At 44.5% G+C, this 17,976-nt stretch carries 18 protein-coding genes; 4 read left to right on the forward strand and 14 right to left on the reverse strand.

All coding sequences use genetic code 11. From position 1 onward, the window contains the following. Positions 1-14: 14 nt before the first annotated feature. The gene (locus NRF22_RS02205) at positions 15-521 is read right to left on the reverse strand and encodes a tRNA (cytidine(34)-2'-O)-methyltransferase (protein ID WP_263779028.1); all 507 of its coding nucleotides are present in this window, start codon (positions 519-521) and stop codon (positions 15-17) included. Then, complete coding sequence (locus tag NRF22_RS02210; RefSeq protein ID WP_263779029.1) at positions 518-1,666, reverse strand: AI-2E family transporter; 1,149 nt, start codon at positions 1,664-1,666, stop codon at positions 518-520. Before NRF22_RS02210 ends, NRF22_RS02205 begins: the two co-directional genes overlap by 4 nt. Before the next feature lie 55 nt (positions 1,667-1,721). Here NRF22_RS02210 and NRF22_RS02215 point away from each other — a divergent pair, with 55 nt between their 5' ends. Then, the gene (locus NRF22_RS02215) at positions 1,722-2,738 is read left to right on the forward strand and encodes a lactonase family protein (RefSeq protein ID WP_263779031.1); all 1,017 of its coding nucleotides are present in this window, start codon (positions 1,722-1,724) and stop codon (positions 2,736-2,738) included. 5 nt (positions 2,739-2,743) lie between these two features. Here NRF22_RS02215 and NRF22_RS02220 read toward each other — a convergent pair whose 3' ends face one another. From NRF22_RS02220 to NRF22_RS02240, 5 genes are all read right to left on the reverse strand, one after another. After that, positions 2,744-3,643, reverse strand: coding sequence for an RluA family pseudouridine synthase (locus NRF22_RS02220; RefSeq protein ID WP_263779033.1), 900 nt, complete (start codon positions 3,641-3,643; stop codon positions 2,744-2,746). Further along, on the reverse strand, positions 3,640-4,446 hold the full coding sequence (locus NRF22_RS02225) for an NAD kinase (RefSeq protein WP_318528701.1): 807 nt from the start codon (positions 4,444-4,446) through the stop codon (positions 3,640-3,642). Before NRF22_RS02225 ends, NRF22_RS02220 begins: the two co-directional genes overlap by 4 nt. Before the next feature lie 108 nt (positions 4,447-4,554). Beyond that, a complete protein-coding gene (pepF, locus tag NRF22_RS02230; RefSeq protein ID WP_263779035.1) occupies positions 4,555-6,366 on the reverse strand; it encodes an oligoendopeptidase F in 1,812 nt (603 codons plus the stop codon). 26 nt (positions 6,367-6,392) lie between these two features. Beyond that, entirely contained in the window at positions 6,393-7,481 is a 1,089-nt protein-coding gene (locus NRF22_RS02235) for a competence protein CoiA (protein WP_263779036.1), read from the reverse strand. A 31-nt stretch (positions 7,482-7,512) separates the two neighbouring features. After that, on the reverse strand, positions 7,513-8,238 hold the full coding sequence (locus tag NRF22_RS02240) for an adaptor protein MecA (RefSeq protein WP_263779037.1): 726 nt from the start codon (positions 8,236-8,238) through the stop codon (positions 7,513-7,515). A gap of 54 nt (positions 8,239-8,292) precedes the next feature. On the opposite strand from NRF22_RS02240, the gene NRF22_RS02245 reads away from it, so the two are divergent. Then, positions 8,293-8,775 carry a hypothetical protein gene (locus NRF22_RS02245; RefSeq protein WP_263779039.1) on the forward strand — a complete coding sequence of 161 codons (483 nt, stop codon included), beginning with the start codon at positions 8,293-8,295 and terminating at the stop codon, positions 8,773-8,775. 96 nt (positions 8,776-8,871) lie between these two features. On the opposite strand, the gene NRF22_RS02250 is transcribed toward NRF22_RS02245, so the two are convergent. From NRF22_RS02250 to alaS, 4 genes are read right to left on the reverse strand one after another with little or no spacing between them, the layout of a single operon-like run. After that, positions 8,872-9,198 (reverse strand): DUF1292 domain-containing protein, encoded by a 327-nt coding sequence (locus NRF22_RS02250; RefSeq protein ID WP_007746269.1) that lies wholly within the window; start codon positions 9,196-9,198, stop codon positions 8,872-8,874. Then, positions 9,191-9,625: a Holliday junction resolvase RuvX gene (gene ruvX / locus NRF22_RS02255; protein ID WP_263779040.1), complete on the reverse strand. Its 435-nt coding sequence runs from the start codon at positions 9,623-9,625 to the stop codon at positions 9,191-9,193. Before ruvX ends, NRF22_RS02250 begins: the two co-directional genes overlap by 8 nt. Continuing rightward, positions 9,622-9,903 carry an IreB family regulatory phosphoprotein gene (locus NRF22_RS02260; RefSeq protein WP_263779041.1) on the reverse strand — a complete coding sequence of 94 codons (282 nt, stop codon included), beginning with the start codon at positions 9,901-9,903 and terminating at the stop codon, positions 9,622-9,624. The genes ruvX and NRF22_RS02260 overlap by 4 nt, the downstream gene beginning before the upstream one ends. 18 nt (positions 9,904-9,921) lie before the next feature. Further along, positions 9,922-12,570, reverse strand: a complete 2,649-nt coding sequence (alaS, locus tag NRF22_RS02265) for an alanine--tRNA ligase (RefSeq protein WP_263779043.1) — start codon at positions 12,568-12,570, stop codon at positions 9,922-9,924. Between the two features lie 333 nt (positions 12,571-12,903). Here alaS and NRF22_RS02270 point away from each other — a divergent pair, with 333 nt between their 5' ends. Next, positions 12,904-14,355 carry an amino acid permease gene (locus NRF22_RS02270; RefSeq protein ID WP_263779044.1) on the forward strand — a complete coding sequence of 484 codons (1,452 nt, stop codon included), beginning with the start codon at positions 12,904-12,906 and terminating at the stop codon, positions 14,353-14,355. Position 14,356: 1 nt separating this feature from the next. Beyond that, positions 14,357-14,785 carry a universal stress protein gene (locus NRF22_RS02275; RefSeq protein ID WP_263779045.1) on the forward strand — a complete coding sequence of 143 codons (429 nt, stop codon included), beginning with the start codon at positions 14,357-14,359 and terminating at the stop codon, positions 14,783-14,785. A gap of 47 nt (positions 14,786-14,832) precedes the next feature. Here NRF22_RS02275 and NRF22_RS02280 read toward each other — a convergent pair whose 3' ends face one another. From NRF22_RS02280 to NRF22_RS02290, 3 genes are read right to left on the reverse strand one after another with little or no spacing between them, the layout of a single operon-like run. Then, positions 14,833-15,984: a trans-sulfuration enzyme family protein gene (locus NRF22_RS02280; RefSeq protein WP_263779046.1), complete on the reverse strand. Its 1,152-nt coding sequence runs from the start codon at positions 15,982-15,984 to the stop codon at positions 14,833-14,835. After that, the gene (locus NRF22_RS02285) at positions 15,981-16,865 is read right to left on the reverse strand and encodes a homoserine O-acetyltransferase/O-succinyltransferase family protein (protein WP_263779047.1); all 885 of its coding nucleotides are present in this window, start codon (positions 16,863-16,865) and stop codon (positions 15,981-15,983) included. Before NRF22_RS02285 ends, NRF22_RS02280 begins: the two co-directional genes overlap by 4 nt. Continuing rightward, complete coding sequence (locus NRF22_RS02290; protein ID WP_263779048.1) at positions 16,862-17,974, reverse strand: trans-sulfuration enzyme family protein; 1,113 nt, start codon at positions 17,972-17,974, stop codon at positions 16,862-16,864. Before NRF22_RS02290 ends, NRF22_RS02285 begins: the two co-directional genes overlap by 4 nt. Between the last annotated feature and the right edge of the window lie 2 nt (positions 17,975-17,976).

The raw sequence follows: 17,976 nt of genomic DNA on the forward strand, positions 1-17,976 counted from the left end.
AAATGCCTTAAGGTTTACTTTAACTTGTCCTGTTCATAAAAATGTTCACGTTCCAAACCAGAAAAATTCTGTTGACGCAAGACTTCGTATAAGACAATTGCCACAGAGTTGCTTAAATTCAATGATCGGACATGCTGATCATTTTGTGGAATTCGAACGGCTTTTTCTGGATTCCGGCGCATAAATACTTCCGGCAAACCATAAGCCTCATTGCCAAATAGAAAATAACGATCTTGGCTGCGATCCGAATAATCTATCTGATCATAGGATTTTTCAGCATACTTGGACACAAGAAAGAGCTGAGCATTATCGATGGTCGATAAAAAAGCAGGTAAATTTTCGTGCAGGGTAATATCAACATTTTTCCAGTAATCTAAGCCTGCTCGAATAACCTTTTTATCGTCCAGATCAAAGCCCAATGGCTTAATCAAGTGCAGCCGTGCATTAATGGCGGTCGCAGTACGGGCGATGTTCCCTGTATTTGCCGGCATAGACGGCTCAAATAAAACAATATGGTTCATGACTTGAATAACTCCGAATTCTGGCGCCACCAAAGATAAATTCGGCTAATTAAGACCTTCAGAACCGCGTAGGCTGGAATGCCAAAAGCGACGCCAAGCAAGCCGAACATCTCGCCGGCAGCTAATAAAATAACTAGAATCGTGACCGGATGAATGTGCATTGAGGCACCCATAATTTTTGGATGAATCAGACGAGACTCTAAGGTCTGTTCAATAGCAAACACGACCAAGACGGCCAATAAGAGATTTGTACTTCCGAGCAGAGCAATGATGACAGCTGGTACCATAGCGAGAAAAGAGCCTAGATACGGGATCAGGTTCAGCGGCCCAGCTAGCAGGCCGATCCAAATACCGTAAGGCAAGCCAATGACTGAAAAACCGATCATGAACATAATCGATACTGCTAGTGCAGTCAAGATCTGGCCTCTTAAATAATCGGAAATCTGTTTGTTAATTTCATATAAGACTTCCATGAGGCTTGAGCGTGTTTTTTCAGGAAAAAATTGAGATATATATTTTGGGAACTTATCACTCTCTTTTAGCATGTAATACAGCATAAAGGGAAAAGTGACTAGCGTGATCGCAGTCATTGTCAAAAAGCGTGTAATCCAGCCAACACCGGCAATGCCATTGGATAAATAACTTCGAGACCAATCGATAATTGTCTTGTTCAGATTATTGTTGGCATCCAATGCCCAGTTCTTAATCGGGTTGAGTGCTGGATAGTCCAGCCAGACCAATAACTGGCGTGACCAGTGTTTATAGTAGTCCGGCCAGTGTTTGGCAAATTGAACAAAATTAGTTCGAATAATGGGCGAGATAAAAATAATACCAAGAATCAAAATTGCAAACACAATCAGAAAGATAATCAAAACGATCGTCTGCTTGGACCAGCGGAATTTTCGGTTAGCCCAATTCACAATCGGAATTAGCAGATAGTAAAAAATACCAGCTGTGATCATCGGCGCACCAACTGCTGTAAATAGTGCCGTAATTGGTTCGAAAATGAAACTGACTCGGCGCATCATATAAACAGCTGCGAGAAGCACAATAACCACTATAAGTGCCGCAACTAAGCGGTTATTGACAACCCAACGATAAAACCAGCTTTTTTGTTCAGTGCTATCATTTTTATTCAATCGCATTTCCCTTTTACTCTATCATGAATGATAATAGTAATGTAACACGAAAGGAAAAATAATGAGCTACAAATTGTTATTTGGAACTTATACGAAATCTGATTCCAAGGGTCTATATGAAGCCTTCCTATCAGATGATGGAAAACTTAATAACCTGGAAAACGTTGCACAGATAGGATCTCCGACCTATTTCGCACTTTCAAACGCAGGTTTGCTTTACGCCGTAGATAAACAAGGCGATCGCGGCGGCGTCTCCGTCTGGGACACATCGACGATGCCCTTTACAAAAACAGACGAGCAGATTAGCGATGGTGCTTCGCCAGCTTACGTTTTTGTCGATGAAGGCCGACAGCTGGTGTTCACAGGCAACTATCATACCGGCTTGATCACAATTTTCAAGATTGACGGCCAAAAATTAATTAAGACAGATGATTTTCAAAACGAAGGTAAAGGGCCAAAAGCCGAGCAGGATTCGGCTCATATCCATTTCACGAGTCTAACACCCGATAATCGTTTGGTGGCTGTTGACCTAGGAACTGATGAAGTACTGACTTTTGAAATTTCTCAGGATGGCAAATTATCAGAGCCGATTCGTTTTCGGACTGAAGCCGGTTTTGGCCCGCGCCATATTCGTTTCAGCGAAGATGGCAAACGTGCATTTCTATTAGGCGAACTTTCTTCAAAACTGTCCCTATTGAAATATCAGGAAGGAAAATTCAAGTTAATCTCGACAATTTCGACTATCCCAGCTGATTGGACCAAACATAACGGCGCAGCAGCGATCCGCCTGTCGGATGATTATAAGTATATTTACACGTCAAATCGTGGATATAATTCAATCGCCGTTTTCAAAATCGCAGACGATGAGAATGATGTCAAACTCATCCAGCAGATCCCAACCGAGGGTGATTTCCCGCGCGATTTCAATATCACACCGGACGGCCGTTATCTGGTCGCGGTTAACCAAAATACAAATAACGCTTCTAGTTATGCCATTGACAAGACTAGCGGCGAATTGACCCTGATTCAAAAAGACTTTTACGTGCCTGAAGCCGTTCGTGTTTACTTCCAGGCGTAATTGAATTAGTAGTGTCCAGCATCAATCAAACGCTGAATATCTTCTGGCAGGCCAGCATGAAAATGCTGGTTTTTGTTTGCAAAAGGATCAAAAAAAGTCAAATCCGAAGCGTGCAGGGCCTGACGGAAGATAAAAGCTGATTTCGGGCCGGCATAAAGTTCGTCGCCGACCAAGGGATGGCCCGCCCAAGCTAAGTGAACGCGAATCTGGTGAGTACGACCCGTATGCAGCTGGACTTTTAACTGGGTAAAGTTGTCAAAACGCTTTTCGACCCAATATTCAGTCAACGACTCCTTACCGTCCGGCCGCACCTGCCGCCTGATAAAGTCGCCTTCAATACGTCCAATTGGCTGATCAATGATGCCGTGGTCTTCAGGAAAATCACCGACAGCAAAGGCTTGATAAAATTTCTCGATGTCGTGATGATCCATGAGCGCGTCATTTAACAACGCGTGTGCAAATTTATGTTTGGCCAGCAAGACCAGCCCGCTTGTATCACGGTCTAAACGCGTCACAACATGCGGCACAAGACTTTCGGCTTCTTCAGTAATCAGATGGGCTTTCACCATATTGACCAGTGTCGTTTGCCGGTCAGCGTGGCCAGGAACAGTCGTCACAAATGGTGCTTTATTGATAAGCAAAAAATTGTCGTCCTCAAAAACGATATCCAGCGAATCTTTAAAATCGGCTGTCAGTTGATCGTTTTCTTTTTCAGCTGGCATGAAAATACTGATCTGTTGACCTGGCTTAACATAATCATTCGTGAAAACCTCACGATTATCCACGACGATTTTGCCGCCAAAATGCTTTAATTGTGAAAACATCCGATGCGAAACGCCGCGCGCTTTTAAAAAGAGACGAACTTTTTGCATGTCGTCTAGATCAGAAACCCAGGAAAACTTCATTGATGGCCGTCTCCAATAAATGAATTCTTGACGCGTTGCCAAAAACTAATCTGTTTGTAATTGGCCATTTTTAATGGTTCTTTGGAAATTTTGAATAAAATTTGTCTGTAGGCTACCTGCGGCAATTGGAAACTATCATAATTAATTGTCGAATTCCCCACTTCCAAGACAACACGAATGCGTGTATCAGCTGACACAATAATCGGTGAGCCTAATGTCCGATAAACACGGTTATTAATGGAAGCAATCTCGGTCATCTGTAAAGCTGCAAAATCTGGATCAATCAAAGCGCCGCCCAAAGATTTGTTATAACCTGAAGAACCAGCCGGTGTGGAAACAGCTAGGCCATCCCCGCGAAACTTTTCAAACAGCACATCATTGATATAAACATCAATCGCCAATGAATTGGTAATTCTGTTCAAAATGATTTCATTGACCGCTAATATCTCGGCAACCTGCCCATCGGCATAAAAAACCTCGCCCTCCATTAACGGGTATTCGTTCAACTGCCCGTGATCATGAGTAATTTTATCCACCAGGTCATCGAGTTCATCAACGAGCCAATCCGAATAAAAGCCTAGATGCCCTGTATGTACGCCAACAAAACGAATGTTGGCTAATTGATTGGAAAACTGGTGAACTGCTGACAAAAAAGTGCCATCTCCACCGATTGAGACCACCAAATTCGGCTGTCGGCTGGAGACTTCCTGGCCGGCTGCTTCTAATTTATTTTTTAACAAGTCAGCAACCTTCAAGGACTGCGGCTGGTCATTAGGAAACAGGCAAACTTTCATATCTTCCATTCTAGCGGAAAAGCGATCATTATTAATCCCTGCCGCGTTTTTTCCAGAAAAATCATGATTAATCAGCAAATAAAAAACAGCCATCAGGCTGTTTTTGATGCGATATTGTTACTTGGACATGAGTTTTTCAAATTCATCCAAACGATTCTCAAAGACGGCAAAGGCCTTGTCCAGATAATCAGTTTTCTCCATATCAACACCGGCCTTTTTAATCACATTCAAAGGATAATCTGAAGAACCGGCTGACAGATAGCCCAAGTAAAGCGGGACATTTTTCTCCGGATCGTCAATAATTCCCTGTGAAAGCGTCGTTGCCGCTGATTCGCCAGTGGCATATTGGTAAACATAGTAGTCATAGTAGAAATGTGGAATTCGTGTCCATTCCAAAGCGATCTGCGGATCAAAAGTGAGTGCGTCGCCATAAAACTTTTTGTTCAAATCGCCATAGAACTTAGACAAGGCATCAGCTGTCAAAGCAACACCGGCCTGAGCCTGTTTATGCATCCAATCCTCAAATTCAGCAAACTGTGTCTGACGGAAGACCGTACCCTTAAAGCCATCCAGATAATGATTCAAAACATAAGCTTTAATCTTTGGATCTTTCTGTGTCTTCAGCAAATAATCGGTCAACAGCATTTCGTTGGTTGTTGAAGCAATCTCCGCCAAAAAGATTGGATAGTCACCGTACTGGTATGGTTGATTACTACGGGTCAGCAAGGAGTGCTGAGAATGTCCGGATTCATGAACCAAAGTAAAGATATTGTCTAAAGTATCCTGCCAATTCAGCAGCACATAAGGATTGGTGTCATAAGCACCACCTGAATAGGCACCTGACCGTTTGCCGGCGTTTTCCGGAACATCAATCCAGCGCTCGTCAAATTCGCGCTGCAAACCGGCCAAGTACTTGTCGCCCAATGGCTTCAAGGCTTCTAAAGCAATTGCCTTGGCACCTTCAAAGTCGACTGGAAAATCAACATCACCTGTAATTGGCGTATAGAGGTCATAAGTATGCAATTCGGAAACACCTAATAATTTTTTGCGCAGTGCCACGTAGCGGTGCAGCAAACCCAAGTGAGCGTCCGTTGAGGAAACCAGACTTTCAAACACAGTTTCCGGAATATCACTCCTAAAAGTAGCAGCTTCGCGCGCACTTTTAAAATGATGGGCACTGGCAAGGAAATTATCGGCTTTCATCTGCCCGTAAAGCGTTGAGGCAAAGGTATTTTTGTAGGTGCCGTAGGCCGCATATAGAGTCGTAAAGGCAGTCTGGCGAATCTTGCGATCACTGGATTCCAGCATTGTCGAATAAAGGCCTTGCGTTAGTTGGACTGTATCGCCATTTTCATCAACGACATCGCCATATTTCAAATCAGAATCGTTCAACGTACTAAATGTCTGAGAACTTGAGGAGAAGACATCCCCTGCACTGGCCAAGAGCTTTTCCTCGGCTGGTGGCAATGTATGATCACGTTTCTTTGCAAAAGTATCAATCAAATGATGGTAGTCTTCTAATTCTGGCGCATCTTTGTAAAAAGAAGCCAGTTGTTCAGGCGAAAAGGCGATAATTGCCGGTGTCAAAAATGAGCTGGCCGAGTCGGATTTAGCAGCCAGACCTGCAACACGTGCATCAAAAGCAGCGTATTTATTATTACTGGTATCCTGATCGGATTTCATCGAAGCATAGACATACACTTTTTCTACCAAACGGAATAAATCCAGAACAGCTTTGACTGCAGCGAGCAAACTGCCCGCGTCTTTGACTGTATCTGATAATTTTGCAACTGCTTGGGCTTTTTCTTCGGAAAGCTTAAATGCCGCTTCCCAATCATCATCTGTCTTAAAAATCTGACTCAGGTCCCAGGTCTGAGAAGGATTTTTTTCCACCTCGGCCCTTGTGATCTGTTTTTTACTCTCTGTCATAAAACCTCCATCAATTGAGAACTATTCTACCGCAAAAGTGCCAGTTTCTGTTGATAATTGTCAGGCCATGGCGGCAGTGATCTCACCAAAATATAGGCACTTTTCAGATAAATATAGCCCGCCAACGATAATTCTCGCAGGAAATTAACAACCGCCTGCTGGGAAAGATGGTTCTCCCAGCTGCGTTCATAAAAATAGCTTTCTGATGAAAATTCTTTAATAAACGCATTACGAGATAGACGGCCAGTCTCAGAACCTGCTTCCAAAGCTAAAAGCATTGCAAGCCGCCAATGCTGGTTGCTGACTTTTAATCCGGCCTGGTTGCCACCATGAACTAGCCAAGGCGCATTAATCGGGCTGGTGTGTTTTTGTTCATAGACAAGACGAACCACGTCTGGCGAAAATCGTTTCAAAGTTAACTGCTGCTGCATATGTTTGAGATCTCGACGCAAATAGCTCTTCGATCTTATCGCCTGCACTTGCTGGCTTGAGTGATGAGAACCACGTAAAAAAATATCAAAAAAAGATTCCGGAGAATATTGATGCTGCTGCATTTTTAAAACTGATAAATCATTTTTTTGAAAACAGCTGCAGACCGTTAATTGATTCGATGATGGCGCCCAAGTGAATATCATGTCATTAGCGTCAGCAAATTTAAAAATCGTTCTTTCTTGTAAACGCTGGCGAAAATAATTGGGCCCCAGAATCCAAATCACTTGCAGGCCAATGCGATGATAGCCTGCCGTACGCTGTCTTAATTTGTCAACGCTGATCGGGCTTTGCTGAAATTCAATCGCAAGCTGCCTGCCGTCAGCATCTTGTATCCAAAGATCAGCTCGTTGTTTGATTTCTGGAAACACTTTTTCCAGCTGAGTTTGGTAGCCTGCTTGGGTTAAGGTCTGATTCAAACACTTTTTAGCCACTAAATGCAGCTGACTTTCATTTTCTGAAAAATAATCGCAGACCATACCAGGCCGATGGGCAAAATGCGGCATTTTGATTTGCCCTTTTTTTAGGCATAAAGGCCGCTGACATCCAGGACAGGAAAAAAGCTGGCCGGCAATAGCCTGGTCAGCCTCAATTAATTCACCAAATTGATTCTTCGCAATCAGCACTGACTAGTATTACGACATCAGCAGGTGAAAATCAAAAAATATGTTTTGAAAGTTCTAATGCAAGGTTAGTGAAAATTGGTTTAGTCAAGTCAGTCTCTTGAATCTTGCCGCCATCGAGACGAACACCAAAGTCTGTCATCAAGAGTTGGATCGCTGGTGCTTTTTTCGTTCTTGAAAACAAGTGAAGCAGGAAAGCACGATGGGTTTGCGAATCAACCCCCGGTGCCTGAATTTCATAAAGATCAGATACGACTTGTCTAGCATCAATCTGACGGGCAACACTCAAAAACTCATCAAAGTCTGTCAGCAGATACCAGCTGTCCAGAGTTGCGTTCGGTGTGCTATCTGTTTTCTTCATTACCGATGAATTTGAAGTCTTTTGTTTGATCGTTTTTCTTTGCCCCGCTGATGAACGGTCGTAACCCGACAGCAGCTTGGAAACTGCCGGATCTACCTGCTCGTCTTTTAACGCAAATACTGTATTGCCGCTCTCATCAATTGAAATATTCGGATCGTCAACAATTTTCGAGATAAACAACTCAACACCGTGCTTGCCCGTCGGCAAAATCTGAAAGGTCACCTGGTCATCATTGCTAAAGGAATGGTCTGCATCCGCCTCGTCTAAAATTGCATAGAAAAAACTTTCGACTTGATTACGGTCGGACATCAAATCCATCATCGAGACATGACGATCATCAAGATCAGCCTTGGTCAACATGATATGCAGAGTATTCGCATCAATTTTTTCTAATTTCATTATCTCTATTATACCAATTCGTTTAGTTGCTTATTATAGCGTTAAAATTTAGTTATGGATAAACTATATTTAACCTTCGGAAGTAAAGATTATCTGCTCGGATTAGCAGACCGTTCGAATGTTTCAGATATCCAATTCATCTCCAAACCGGGTCAATCGCAGTTTGGCATTATTTCTCGGGAAATTTTAGCTCCCAATGCCCGCCCAATCGAACTGGATATTGAACAAGAATATGCCAAACCGATTAAGGGACCGGAATTGATTGGGCTTTTCTACTTTATCGGTGAAGACAAACAAGCCGAGATTGCCAAGAAAACACTTGAAATCCACCGGGACGAATTAAGACGGCTTGGCGCTCATGGTAGTGCTATTTGGGCTAAAGAACACAAATATCTGCATCGAAACGTGCTGCTGGTCCAATTAGATGACGCAGCAGCCTACGAACATTTCTCACACTCCAAGATCATGCAGGGAATTGCTGCTGATTTTTACTCGAGCTTCAATGTCCTATACGCAGATGGCTTTGACCAGGATTAACATAATTAGCCATTTGAAAAACAGCCTCAAAAAAACGAGCCTCGCTGTCGGGGAAACCTAAACAGGAAGTTCGTTAATGTCTATGAAGCTGTTTTTTTATTCGTCGTCTTCAGTCTTTAATGAATCATCTGCAACGAATGTATTCAAAACTTCAGCCACCATGTTCCATTCATCTTCATCTTCGATTGGGAACAAATCAGAATCAGTCTCGGAGTCCCCAGCCTGCGGGTCGAAACTAAAGGCCTGAATCTCTACTTCCTGATCGGGATTCTCAATTGCAATCTCATCAGCGCCAGCCGGCGTAAAAAGGATGTAATCTTTGTTGTACTCATCAGAATGAAAAGTAAACAGTACCTCATAGAGAGATTCATTGCCCTGATCATCAGTCAGAGTTACATATTTGTCATTATCTTGGTCAGCCATTTACGAGTTTTCCTTTTCTATCTAGATAATTTTGCAGAATCAACTGAGCCGCCAGGCTATCGATGACTTTTTTGCGCTTCTCGCGAGACAAGTCAGCTTCCTCAATCAGCATTCGATTGGCTTGGACGCTGGTCAGACGCTCATCTTCATAATCAATCGGCAAATGAAAGCGGTCGATGACCATCTGGCCATAGCGACGAGATGCATCCACACGCGGCCCTTCGCTGTTGTTCATATTCTTGGGCAAACCAATGACGATGCCAGTCGCCTTCTTTTCGGCAATCAGTTGAGCTAAACGGTCCAGACCGAATTCGCCTTTATCCTCATTGATCCGAATGATTTCAACAGAACTGGCCGTCCATCCAAGCGGATCGGATTGTGCGACACCGACTGTCCGAGAGCCGACGTCGAGACCCAAAATTCTCATTTGTCTTTATCCGTCGGCTTTTTAACATCTTCAGCCAGGTAATTTTTGACCAATTCTTCGACGATCTCATCGCGTTCGAAACGGCGAATCAGATTCCTGGCATCGTTAAGACGCGGGATATAAGCCGGATCGCCAGAAATTAAATAACCGACAATCTGATTGATCGGGTTATACCCTTTTTCCTCTAACGCCTCGTAAACCAACTTCAGCATCGAACGGACGTTTTCCGGTTTCTGTGAACCGAAATCAAATACTGTTGTGTCTTCAAATTCTGCCATCTACTATATTCTACCCTATCATAGGTTTTGTAGATATTGCTTAACAGCTGATAACGCATCTTTAATACCGGCCGGATTTTTTCCGCCAGCCTGCGCCAAATCGGGTCGTCCGCCGCCGCCGCCCTGAATCTTCACAGCAAGGTTTTTGATAAGATCGCCGGCTTTAATCTGTTTTGGAATTCGCGATGCAGCAACTAGAATTGGGCTGCCCGCATTATTGCTGGCGAGAATAATCAAGTCAGAAACCTGTTTGGCACGCCAATCATCGACAATCAACCTCAGGCCATCAGCAGTCTGACCATCTATTTGAGCAGCAACGTAACTGATGCCGTTAACCGTCTGGCTCGAATCAAATAATTTTTCGGCTGCTTGATTGGCAGCTTTGGCTGATAAGGCCTCTAAGGCCTTTTTACTGTCTTTGAGCTCCTGAATTAATCCAGCGACTTTTTCTGGGACATCTGTGATTTTCTGAGTCTCCAAAATGGCAGCCGTCTTTTTTAATTCATCTTCGTGCTGTTTGAAAAGGCGAAAAGCTGCCTGCCCGGTAACGGCTTCAATACGCCGAGTGCCGGCACCGGTTCCTGACTCGCTGACAATCTTAAACAGGCCCAGCTCGCTTGTATTGGAAGCGTGCGTGCCGCCATCAAACTCTTTATTGTAATCGCCGATGGAAACAACACGCACTTTTTTACCATATTTTTCACCGAAAACAGCGACTGCACCTAATTTCTTGGCTGATTCGATATCAGTCTCAATCCAGGTAATCGGCAACGCTAAGGCAATCTGCTGATTCACTTGGTCTTCAATTTGATCCAAAGTTTTTTGAGAAACAGCACCCTGATGGGTGAAATCAAAACGCAGGTAGTCTGTCTCAACCAGTGAACCAGCTTGATGAATATTGCCGCCAATCACATTTCTTAAAGCCTGATCTAATAAATGTGTCGCCGTATGATTTTTAGAAACCGCCAGATGACGCGCCATATCAACTGCTAAAGCAACCTGTTGTCCAACTTTGACATCCCCTGACAGTTTGACGGTATGAATATGCTGCTTATTGGGGCCATTTTGAACATCCAAGACTTGGCCTAATAATTGGCCGTTAAGAGATTTCACCGTGCCATGATCGGCGACTTGGCCGCCCATTTCAGCATAAAATGGCGTCTTAGCAAAGACTAGTACAGCCTGTTGCCCAGCCCGTGCTTGGTCTACCTGCTTATCATCAACGATGATCGCATTAATTTCTGTGTCATCAACTGAAGTCTGCGACCAGCCAACATACTCGGAAGGCACTTTTAAGTTCATTAAGGCTGCATCTTGAACACCGAAAGTCTTCAACTTGCCTTGTGCTTTGCGGGCTCGATCTTGTTGTGCTTTCATCTCTGTCTCAAAGCCCTTGCGGTCAACTTTTAATCCGGCTTCAACTGCCTGTTCTTCGGTTAATTCCAAAGGAAAACCATAAGTATCGAATAATTTAAAGGCTTTGGCGCCGGATAATTCGGATTCATGTTTATCTTTTGCTTCTTGGATATCGTCATCTAATAAAGCCAGCCCAGCCGTCAAAGTCTGGTCAAAGCGGTCTTCTTCAGCTTTAATCACTGGGATAATCTGATGCTGATTGGCCAGGATTTCCGGATAATATGAAGACATAATCTGCCCGACAATCGGTACAAGCTGTGTCAAGAACGGCTTTTCAATGCCTAATTTGCGCCCATGCATGACGGCTCGGCGAAGCAGGCGGCGAATGACGTAGCCACGACCACTGTTGCCCGGCAATGCACCATCAGAAATAGCAAAAGTCACAGCACGAACATGGTCGGCAATCACCTTAAAACTGACATCCAATGTCTTGTCCTGACCATACTTTTGACCGGAAAGCGATTCGACTTTATGAATGATCGGCAGGAAAAGGTCGGTTTCAAAATTAGTCGGCGCGTTTTCAAAAATCGAGACAACACGCTCCAAGCCCATGCCGGTATCAATGTTTTTATGCGGCAATTCGGGATATTGAGAGTTATCGGTCATGCCGGGAAGATGATTGAATTGTGAAAAGACGATATTCCAAATTTCCAGATAGCGTTCGTTTTCGCCGCCGGGATACATTTCAGGGTCATCATCAGGAAGATCCTGAAATTTCGGCCCGCGATCAAAGAAAATTTCCGTATCCGGTCCAGAAGGACCTTCACCAATGTCCCAAAAGTTGCTCTCTTCGGCAACTGTGTGATTGGGCAGAAAACCTGGCTGAGCTTCCCAAAGAGCCTTGGTCTCGGTATCGCGCGGATAATAAGTGATATACAATTTTTCCGGCTCAATAGCAAACCAATCAGGGCTGGTTAATAATTCCCAGGCCCAGGGAATAACCTCTTTTTTAAAATAGTCGCCAACTGAAAAATTGCCCAGCATCTCAAAAAAAGTATGGTGTCGTGCAGTGTGGCCGACGTTTTCAATATCATTGGTCCGGATTGATTTTTGTGCGTTCGTAATCCTTGGATTTTCCGGTACGACAGAACCGTCAAAATATTTTTTAAGGGTCGCGACACCGGAATTAATCCAAAGAAGGCTGGGATCGTCTTTTGGAATCAAGGATTGGCTGGGTTCGATCTTGTGTCCTTTAGATTGAAAGAAATCAAGAAACATTCGACGAATTTGTGCAGAATCAAGTTTTTTCATTTTTCCTCATTACTGTAAATAGAAAAACACCGCGTAATGCCGGGGCGAAAATTCGCGGTACCACCCGGCTTCACACAGTGCTGTGTCTCTATCTGCTATTTTTTAAATAAACGGGAGCATCCTGATTGAGATTTCAAGCCTCGCAGCACCGGCCTGTCTCTTAAAAATCCGCTTCAGGACATATCCGCTTTCCTACATACTATATCACGGCCGGAAAAAATTGAAAACGGTAAATTCAAATTGAAAAATCTGTTAGCTTTCCTGACATTAGTTTCATTGCTTAAAAAAATAAGAGATAGAATTGTGACTAAATTTTAGAAAGGTGGTAGTTACATGGATGTGTTTAGAAAAAAAGACGTCAACGAGATTTTGAAATACTCGTCGCCGTTGAAAAGGACGTTAAAGACCTGGGATCTGACCTTCCTAGGCATTGGTGCCATTATCGGTACCGGAATTTTCGTCCTAACTGGTAGAGGAGCACTGACCGCTGGTCCGGCTTTGTCATTATCCTTCTTAATTGCGGCAATCTGTTGTGGATTTGCCGGCTTGTGTTACGCGGAATTTGCTTCGATGGCCCCTGTCTCAGGGTCAGCCTATACTTATTCCTACATTGCCTTTGGTGAAATTATTGCTTTCATCATTGGCTGGGATTTAATTTTGGAGTATGCCCTCGGGGCTGCGACCGTCTCAGTCGGCTGGTCAGGCTACTTTGTCAATCTGCTGCAAAATCTCGGAATTCATATTCCGACAGTTCTGACAGCCGCTGCAGGCACAACACCTGGCGTGACAACATTCTTCAATTTGCCGGCGTTTTTAATTGTTTTACTGATTACTTGGATTATTTCTATTGGTATTACACAGACAAAAAGAGTCAACGATACGATGGTTATCGTGAAATTAGCCGTCATCATTCTCTTCATTGTCTGCACGATCTGGTTCATCAAGCCGCATAACTGGGTACCATTTTCACCTTACGGCTTGTATTCGTTTCATGGCGGCAGTGCAGCTGGTATTATCCCGGCTGCCTCGATCGTTTTCTTCTCCTTCATTGGTTTTGATTCAGTCTCTTCCAGTGCCGAGGAAACGATCAACCCCAGCAAGACCTTGCCAAGAGGCATCCTGGGTTCGCTTTTGATCTCAACTGTGCTTTACATTATCATGACCTTGATTATGACTGGTGTTGTTAAGTACACAGTCTTCGCTCGTTTCTTGGATGCACCGATTCTTGCTGTTCTTCATTCAACCGGCCAGACTTGGTTGTCGATTATCGTCAGTGTCGGCGCGATTCTTGGTATGACAACGGTTATTCTTGTTCAGCTTTACGGTCAGTCACGGATTACTTATTCAATGTCTCGTGACGGTTTATTCCCGAGTTTCTTTGGTTCAGTTAATCCCAAGTACCAAACACCCTTCAAAGGGACTTGGTTCTTTGGTATCGTCACTGCCATTGCAGGCGGCTTAATCAATTTGAACATTCTGTCCGAACTGGTTAACATTGGTACTTTGACAGCCTTCGTGCTTGTTTCTGCAGGTATACTTTGGATGAGGCACAGTCATCCAGAACTGCACCGCGGTTTCCGTGCTCCCGGCGTTCCCGTGACACCAATCATCGCGATTCTCTTCTGCTTGGTACTGATTGCTGGTCTGAACTGGGAAACCTGGGTTCGGTTCATCGTCTGGTTTGCTATCGGTATGGTGATCTACTTCGCCTATGCTAAGCGCCATTCAAAGTTGAATCCGTCCAATTCTGACGGCACGGCCTCTGCTAAAAAAGGAGCTGATTAATATGACTTACAAGCATATTCTGGTTGGCCTTGATGGTTCCAAGAAAGCTGATAAAGCCTTTGAAACAGCTTGTGCACTGGCCTCAACCTTGTCTGCAAGCCTCAGTGCTGTTTGGATTGTCAATCGCGACCGCGGCATGGATTCGACCTTTGGCGTTAGCGAAGATTTCTATCAAGACCGTATTGGCCAAGTGAAACAGAAACTGGCCCCATATGTCGAGAAAGCTAAAAAACAGCATATTGATATCACCACCGAAACACTGTTGGGCAACGTGAAAATGCTGCTGGCTAAAGAATATCCCGAAGCGCATGGTATCGATCTGATTGTTGTGGGCGATACAGGCCTCAATTCAATTGAAAGACTGGTCGTTGGTTCACACACAAGTTACGTGATCCGCAACGCCAGCTGCGATGTTCTAGTCGTTAAATAAGCAAATTAAAAGCCATCTTGCAAATTACAAGATGGCTTTTTTGTCGGCTATTTGATCTGACCAAGGGCTTGTTTGAAATCGGCGATCAAATCATCGACATCTTCCAAACCAACAGAAACACGCAGTAAACCGGGCGTAATGCCCTCTTTTTTTAAGTCTGCCGCACTTAATTCGGCATGGCTCATCTTCGGTGGATAGGACACAATTGTCTCTGTCGCACCCAAAGAAACAGAAAATATCGGAATTTTCAAAGCCGCGACAAAGGTTCTCACTGCAGCCTCACTGCCAATATCAAAAGAAAAGACAGCACCACCGTTTTTTGCCTGCTTTTGTTGAATCTCATAGCCCGGATGGCTGGGCAGTCCAGGATAAAGGACGCGCACCACTTGGGGCTGATTTTCCAGCCAAGAAGCTAGTTTTAAAGCCGAAGACGATGAACGGTCCAGACGTACAGCTAGTGTCTTTAAGCCGCGCAATAACAACCAGGTATCAAAGGAACTCAGTGTAGCACCGACAGCGTTTTGGATGAAATAAATCTGTTTGGCTAATTCTGGCTTGTTAGTCATAACCGCACCGGCTAAAAGATCGGAGTGGCCGGAAAGAAATTTAGTCGCCGAGTGAACGACAATATCAGCACCCAAAGACAGCGGCTTTTGCAAATAGGGCGACATAAAAGTATTGTCGGCGATCGTGATCAGGTGATGCGCTTTGGCGATTTGAGAGATGGCAGCAATATCCGTCACATCCAAAGTCGGATTCGAAGGCGTCTCAATATAAAGTGCTTTCGTATTGGGCTTGATTGCTGCTTCAACTGCACCTGGGTCACAAAAATCTGCGTAGCTGTGACTGATGTTAAAACGGGTCAGAATTTCATTTAAAACACGATAGGTCCCGCCGTAGACGTGTCCAGAAATCACGAGATGATCGCCGGCACTAAAAGTCAGCAGCACACTGGAAATAGCTGCCATACCAGTCGAAAACAGGTAACCATATTCGGCCCCTTCCAACTGAGCCAGTGCTTTTTCACCAGCTTGGCGCGTCGGATTCCCAGATCGTGCGTAATCAAACTCATGAAAATGATCCAAATCCGGCTGGCTGAAAGTCGATGTCATATAAATCGGCGTATTCAGCGCACCATTCTCTGGATCATGCGGTGTTGTTAATTTAATTATTTTTGTCGGATCACTAAAATCGCTCATGCCACCTCTTTAAATAAATTTTTCTTACCTTTTGCAGCAGAATTTCCAGCTAAACCAAGCCAATCTGAAAGCAGCTCGGATGCCGGCTGACGCCAATCGTTCACCTGCTGATTATCAAGCAAGTAATTTTCGGGTTTGGCCTGTTTCATTCCCTTGCCGATATCACGCAAATACTCTTTTTGCAGCGTATCTTGATCATATTCAAAATGCCCGGAAGATAGCAGCACGCGGCCTTGTTCTAGTTCGGCTAAGGAAACACCAAAGTGCTGGTCACCTGACAGAATCCGCCAGCCAGCTTTTTGCGCCGCCTGAAAATCAATCGAAAACCAGCGGGAATGCGGTGCACGGTCAACAAGCGCCTCACTCAGGTCAAAACGATAGATACCAAAACGCTTGCGCTTTAATTGTGTCACATGAACTCGTTTGACGTGTGCGTAAGCCGCAGCCGACCAGCAGGCAAAGAAAGTCCGCTTGGAATTCTTGTTCTGCCAGTCGACAAAGTCAGCAAATTCCGACCAGTAATCGACCTCTTCAAAAGCTATTCGATCCACTGGTGAGCCAGTGACAATCGTCCAGTCGTAGTGGTTTTTTTCGGCTTTTGGCAGGGGCTCATAGCAGCCGCGAATCGTTTCTGATTCTTTTTTTAGATGATGTGTCGCCGGCATAGCAAAACGGACATTGAAATCCTGCCCACTCTGATCAGAAATCAATTTCAGCAAAGCCAAATACTGCAATTCGCTTTGCTCCCGAGTCGACATCAGACAAACAATTAAAACATTACTCGCTTTGTCCGAATAATCGTTGTCCTTGTCGGCCAACTGGCGAAAGTTGTTTTCAGTCTGCCTGGCTCTGGCCAAACCATTTGCGACATAAAGCGTCATACTTTTGCCCCCTTAATCGCCTGCTTGAGATCGGCCAACAAATCGTCCTGATCTTCCAATCCAGCACTCACACGCACAAGATTATCCGTAATGCCCAGCTGATCGCGCCTTTCTTGACTCATGTCATGATGCGTCTGGATACTAGGAATCGTAATCAGGCTTTCAGCGCCACCAAGGCTTTCAGCAAAGGAAAACACTTTTAATCCCTTCAGAAGTTTATCGGTGTCATAACCGTCAGCCAAGTAAAAGCTCAGCATGCCGCCCAGCCCTGGATACAGGACTTTTTCAACACCGGCAAATTTTGGCAGGTGTTTAGCCAGAAAACGGCCATTGCTATCGTGCCGGGCCATCCTGAGATGCAATGTCTTCAAACTGCGCAACAACAGCCAGCAGGAAAATGGATCCAGTACCTGTCCGCGCGTAACCAGATTATAGTCAATAGTTTCGCCTAAATCATGCGATTTTGTGATCACAGCACCAGCCAGAATGTCATTATGTCCACCCAGATACTTTGTCGCTGAGTGAACGACAACATCAGCACCATCGTCGATCGGATTTTGAAAAATCGGCGACAAAAAAGTGTTGTCAACGGCCACGATAATATTGGGATTCTTCTTGTGGGCAGCTTGCGCACATTTTTTGATGTCAATGATTTTCATGGTCGGGTTGCTAGGTGTTTCCAGCCACAAAAGGCGCGTCTTGTCGTTGATTTTGTCTGCTAACGCCTGCTCATCCTGGCCATCCCAAAGTGTGTAGCTGACGTTATCCTTTTTGGCAATATCATCAAAATAGCGAAAAGAGCCACCATATAAATCATCGGAACTGACAAAATTCTCACCACTGTGCATGACACTGGAAAACAGCAAATCAATCGCCGCCATACCCGAAGAAACAGCAAAACCATCGGAACCGTGTTCCAAAACGGCTAACTGTTTTTCCAAAATCGCCCGCGTCGGCGTCTGCAAACGGGCGTAATCAAACCCGGTCGACTCGCCTAATCCCGGATGACGGAAAGCCGTCGAAAAATACAGGGGCGTACTGACAGCGCCGGTCTTTGCATCATCAGACCCATTGCTGGCCTGGACCAAGATTGTGTCGATATGTGCCAATG

The sequence above is a fragment of the Oenococcus kitaharae genome (assembly GCF_025758695.1).
Classification (GTDB): Bacteria; Bacillota; Bacilli; order Lactobacillales; family Lactobacillaceae; genus Oenococcus; species Oenococcus kitaharae_A.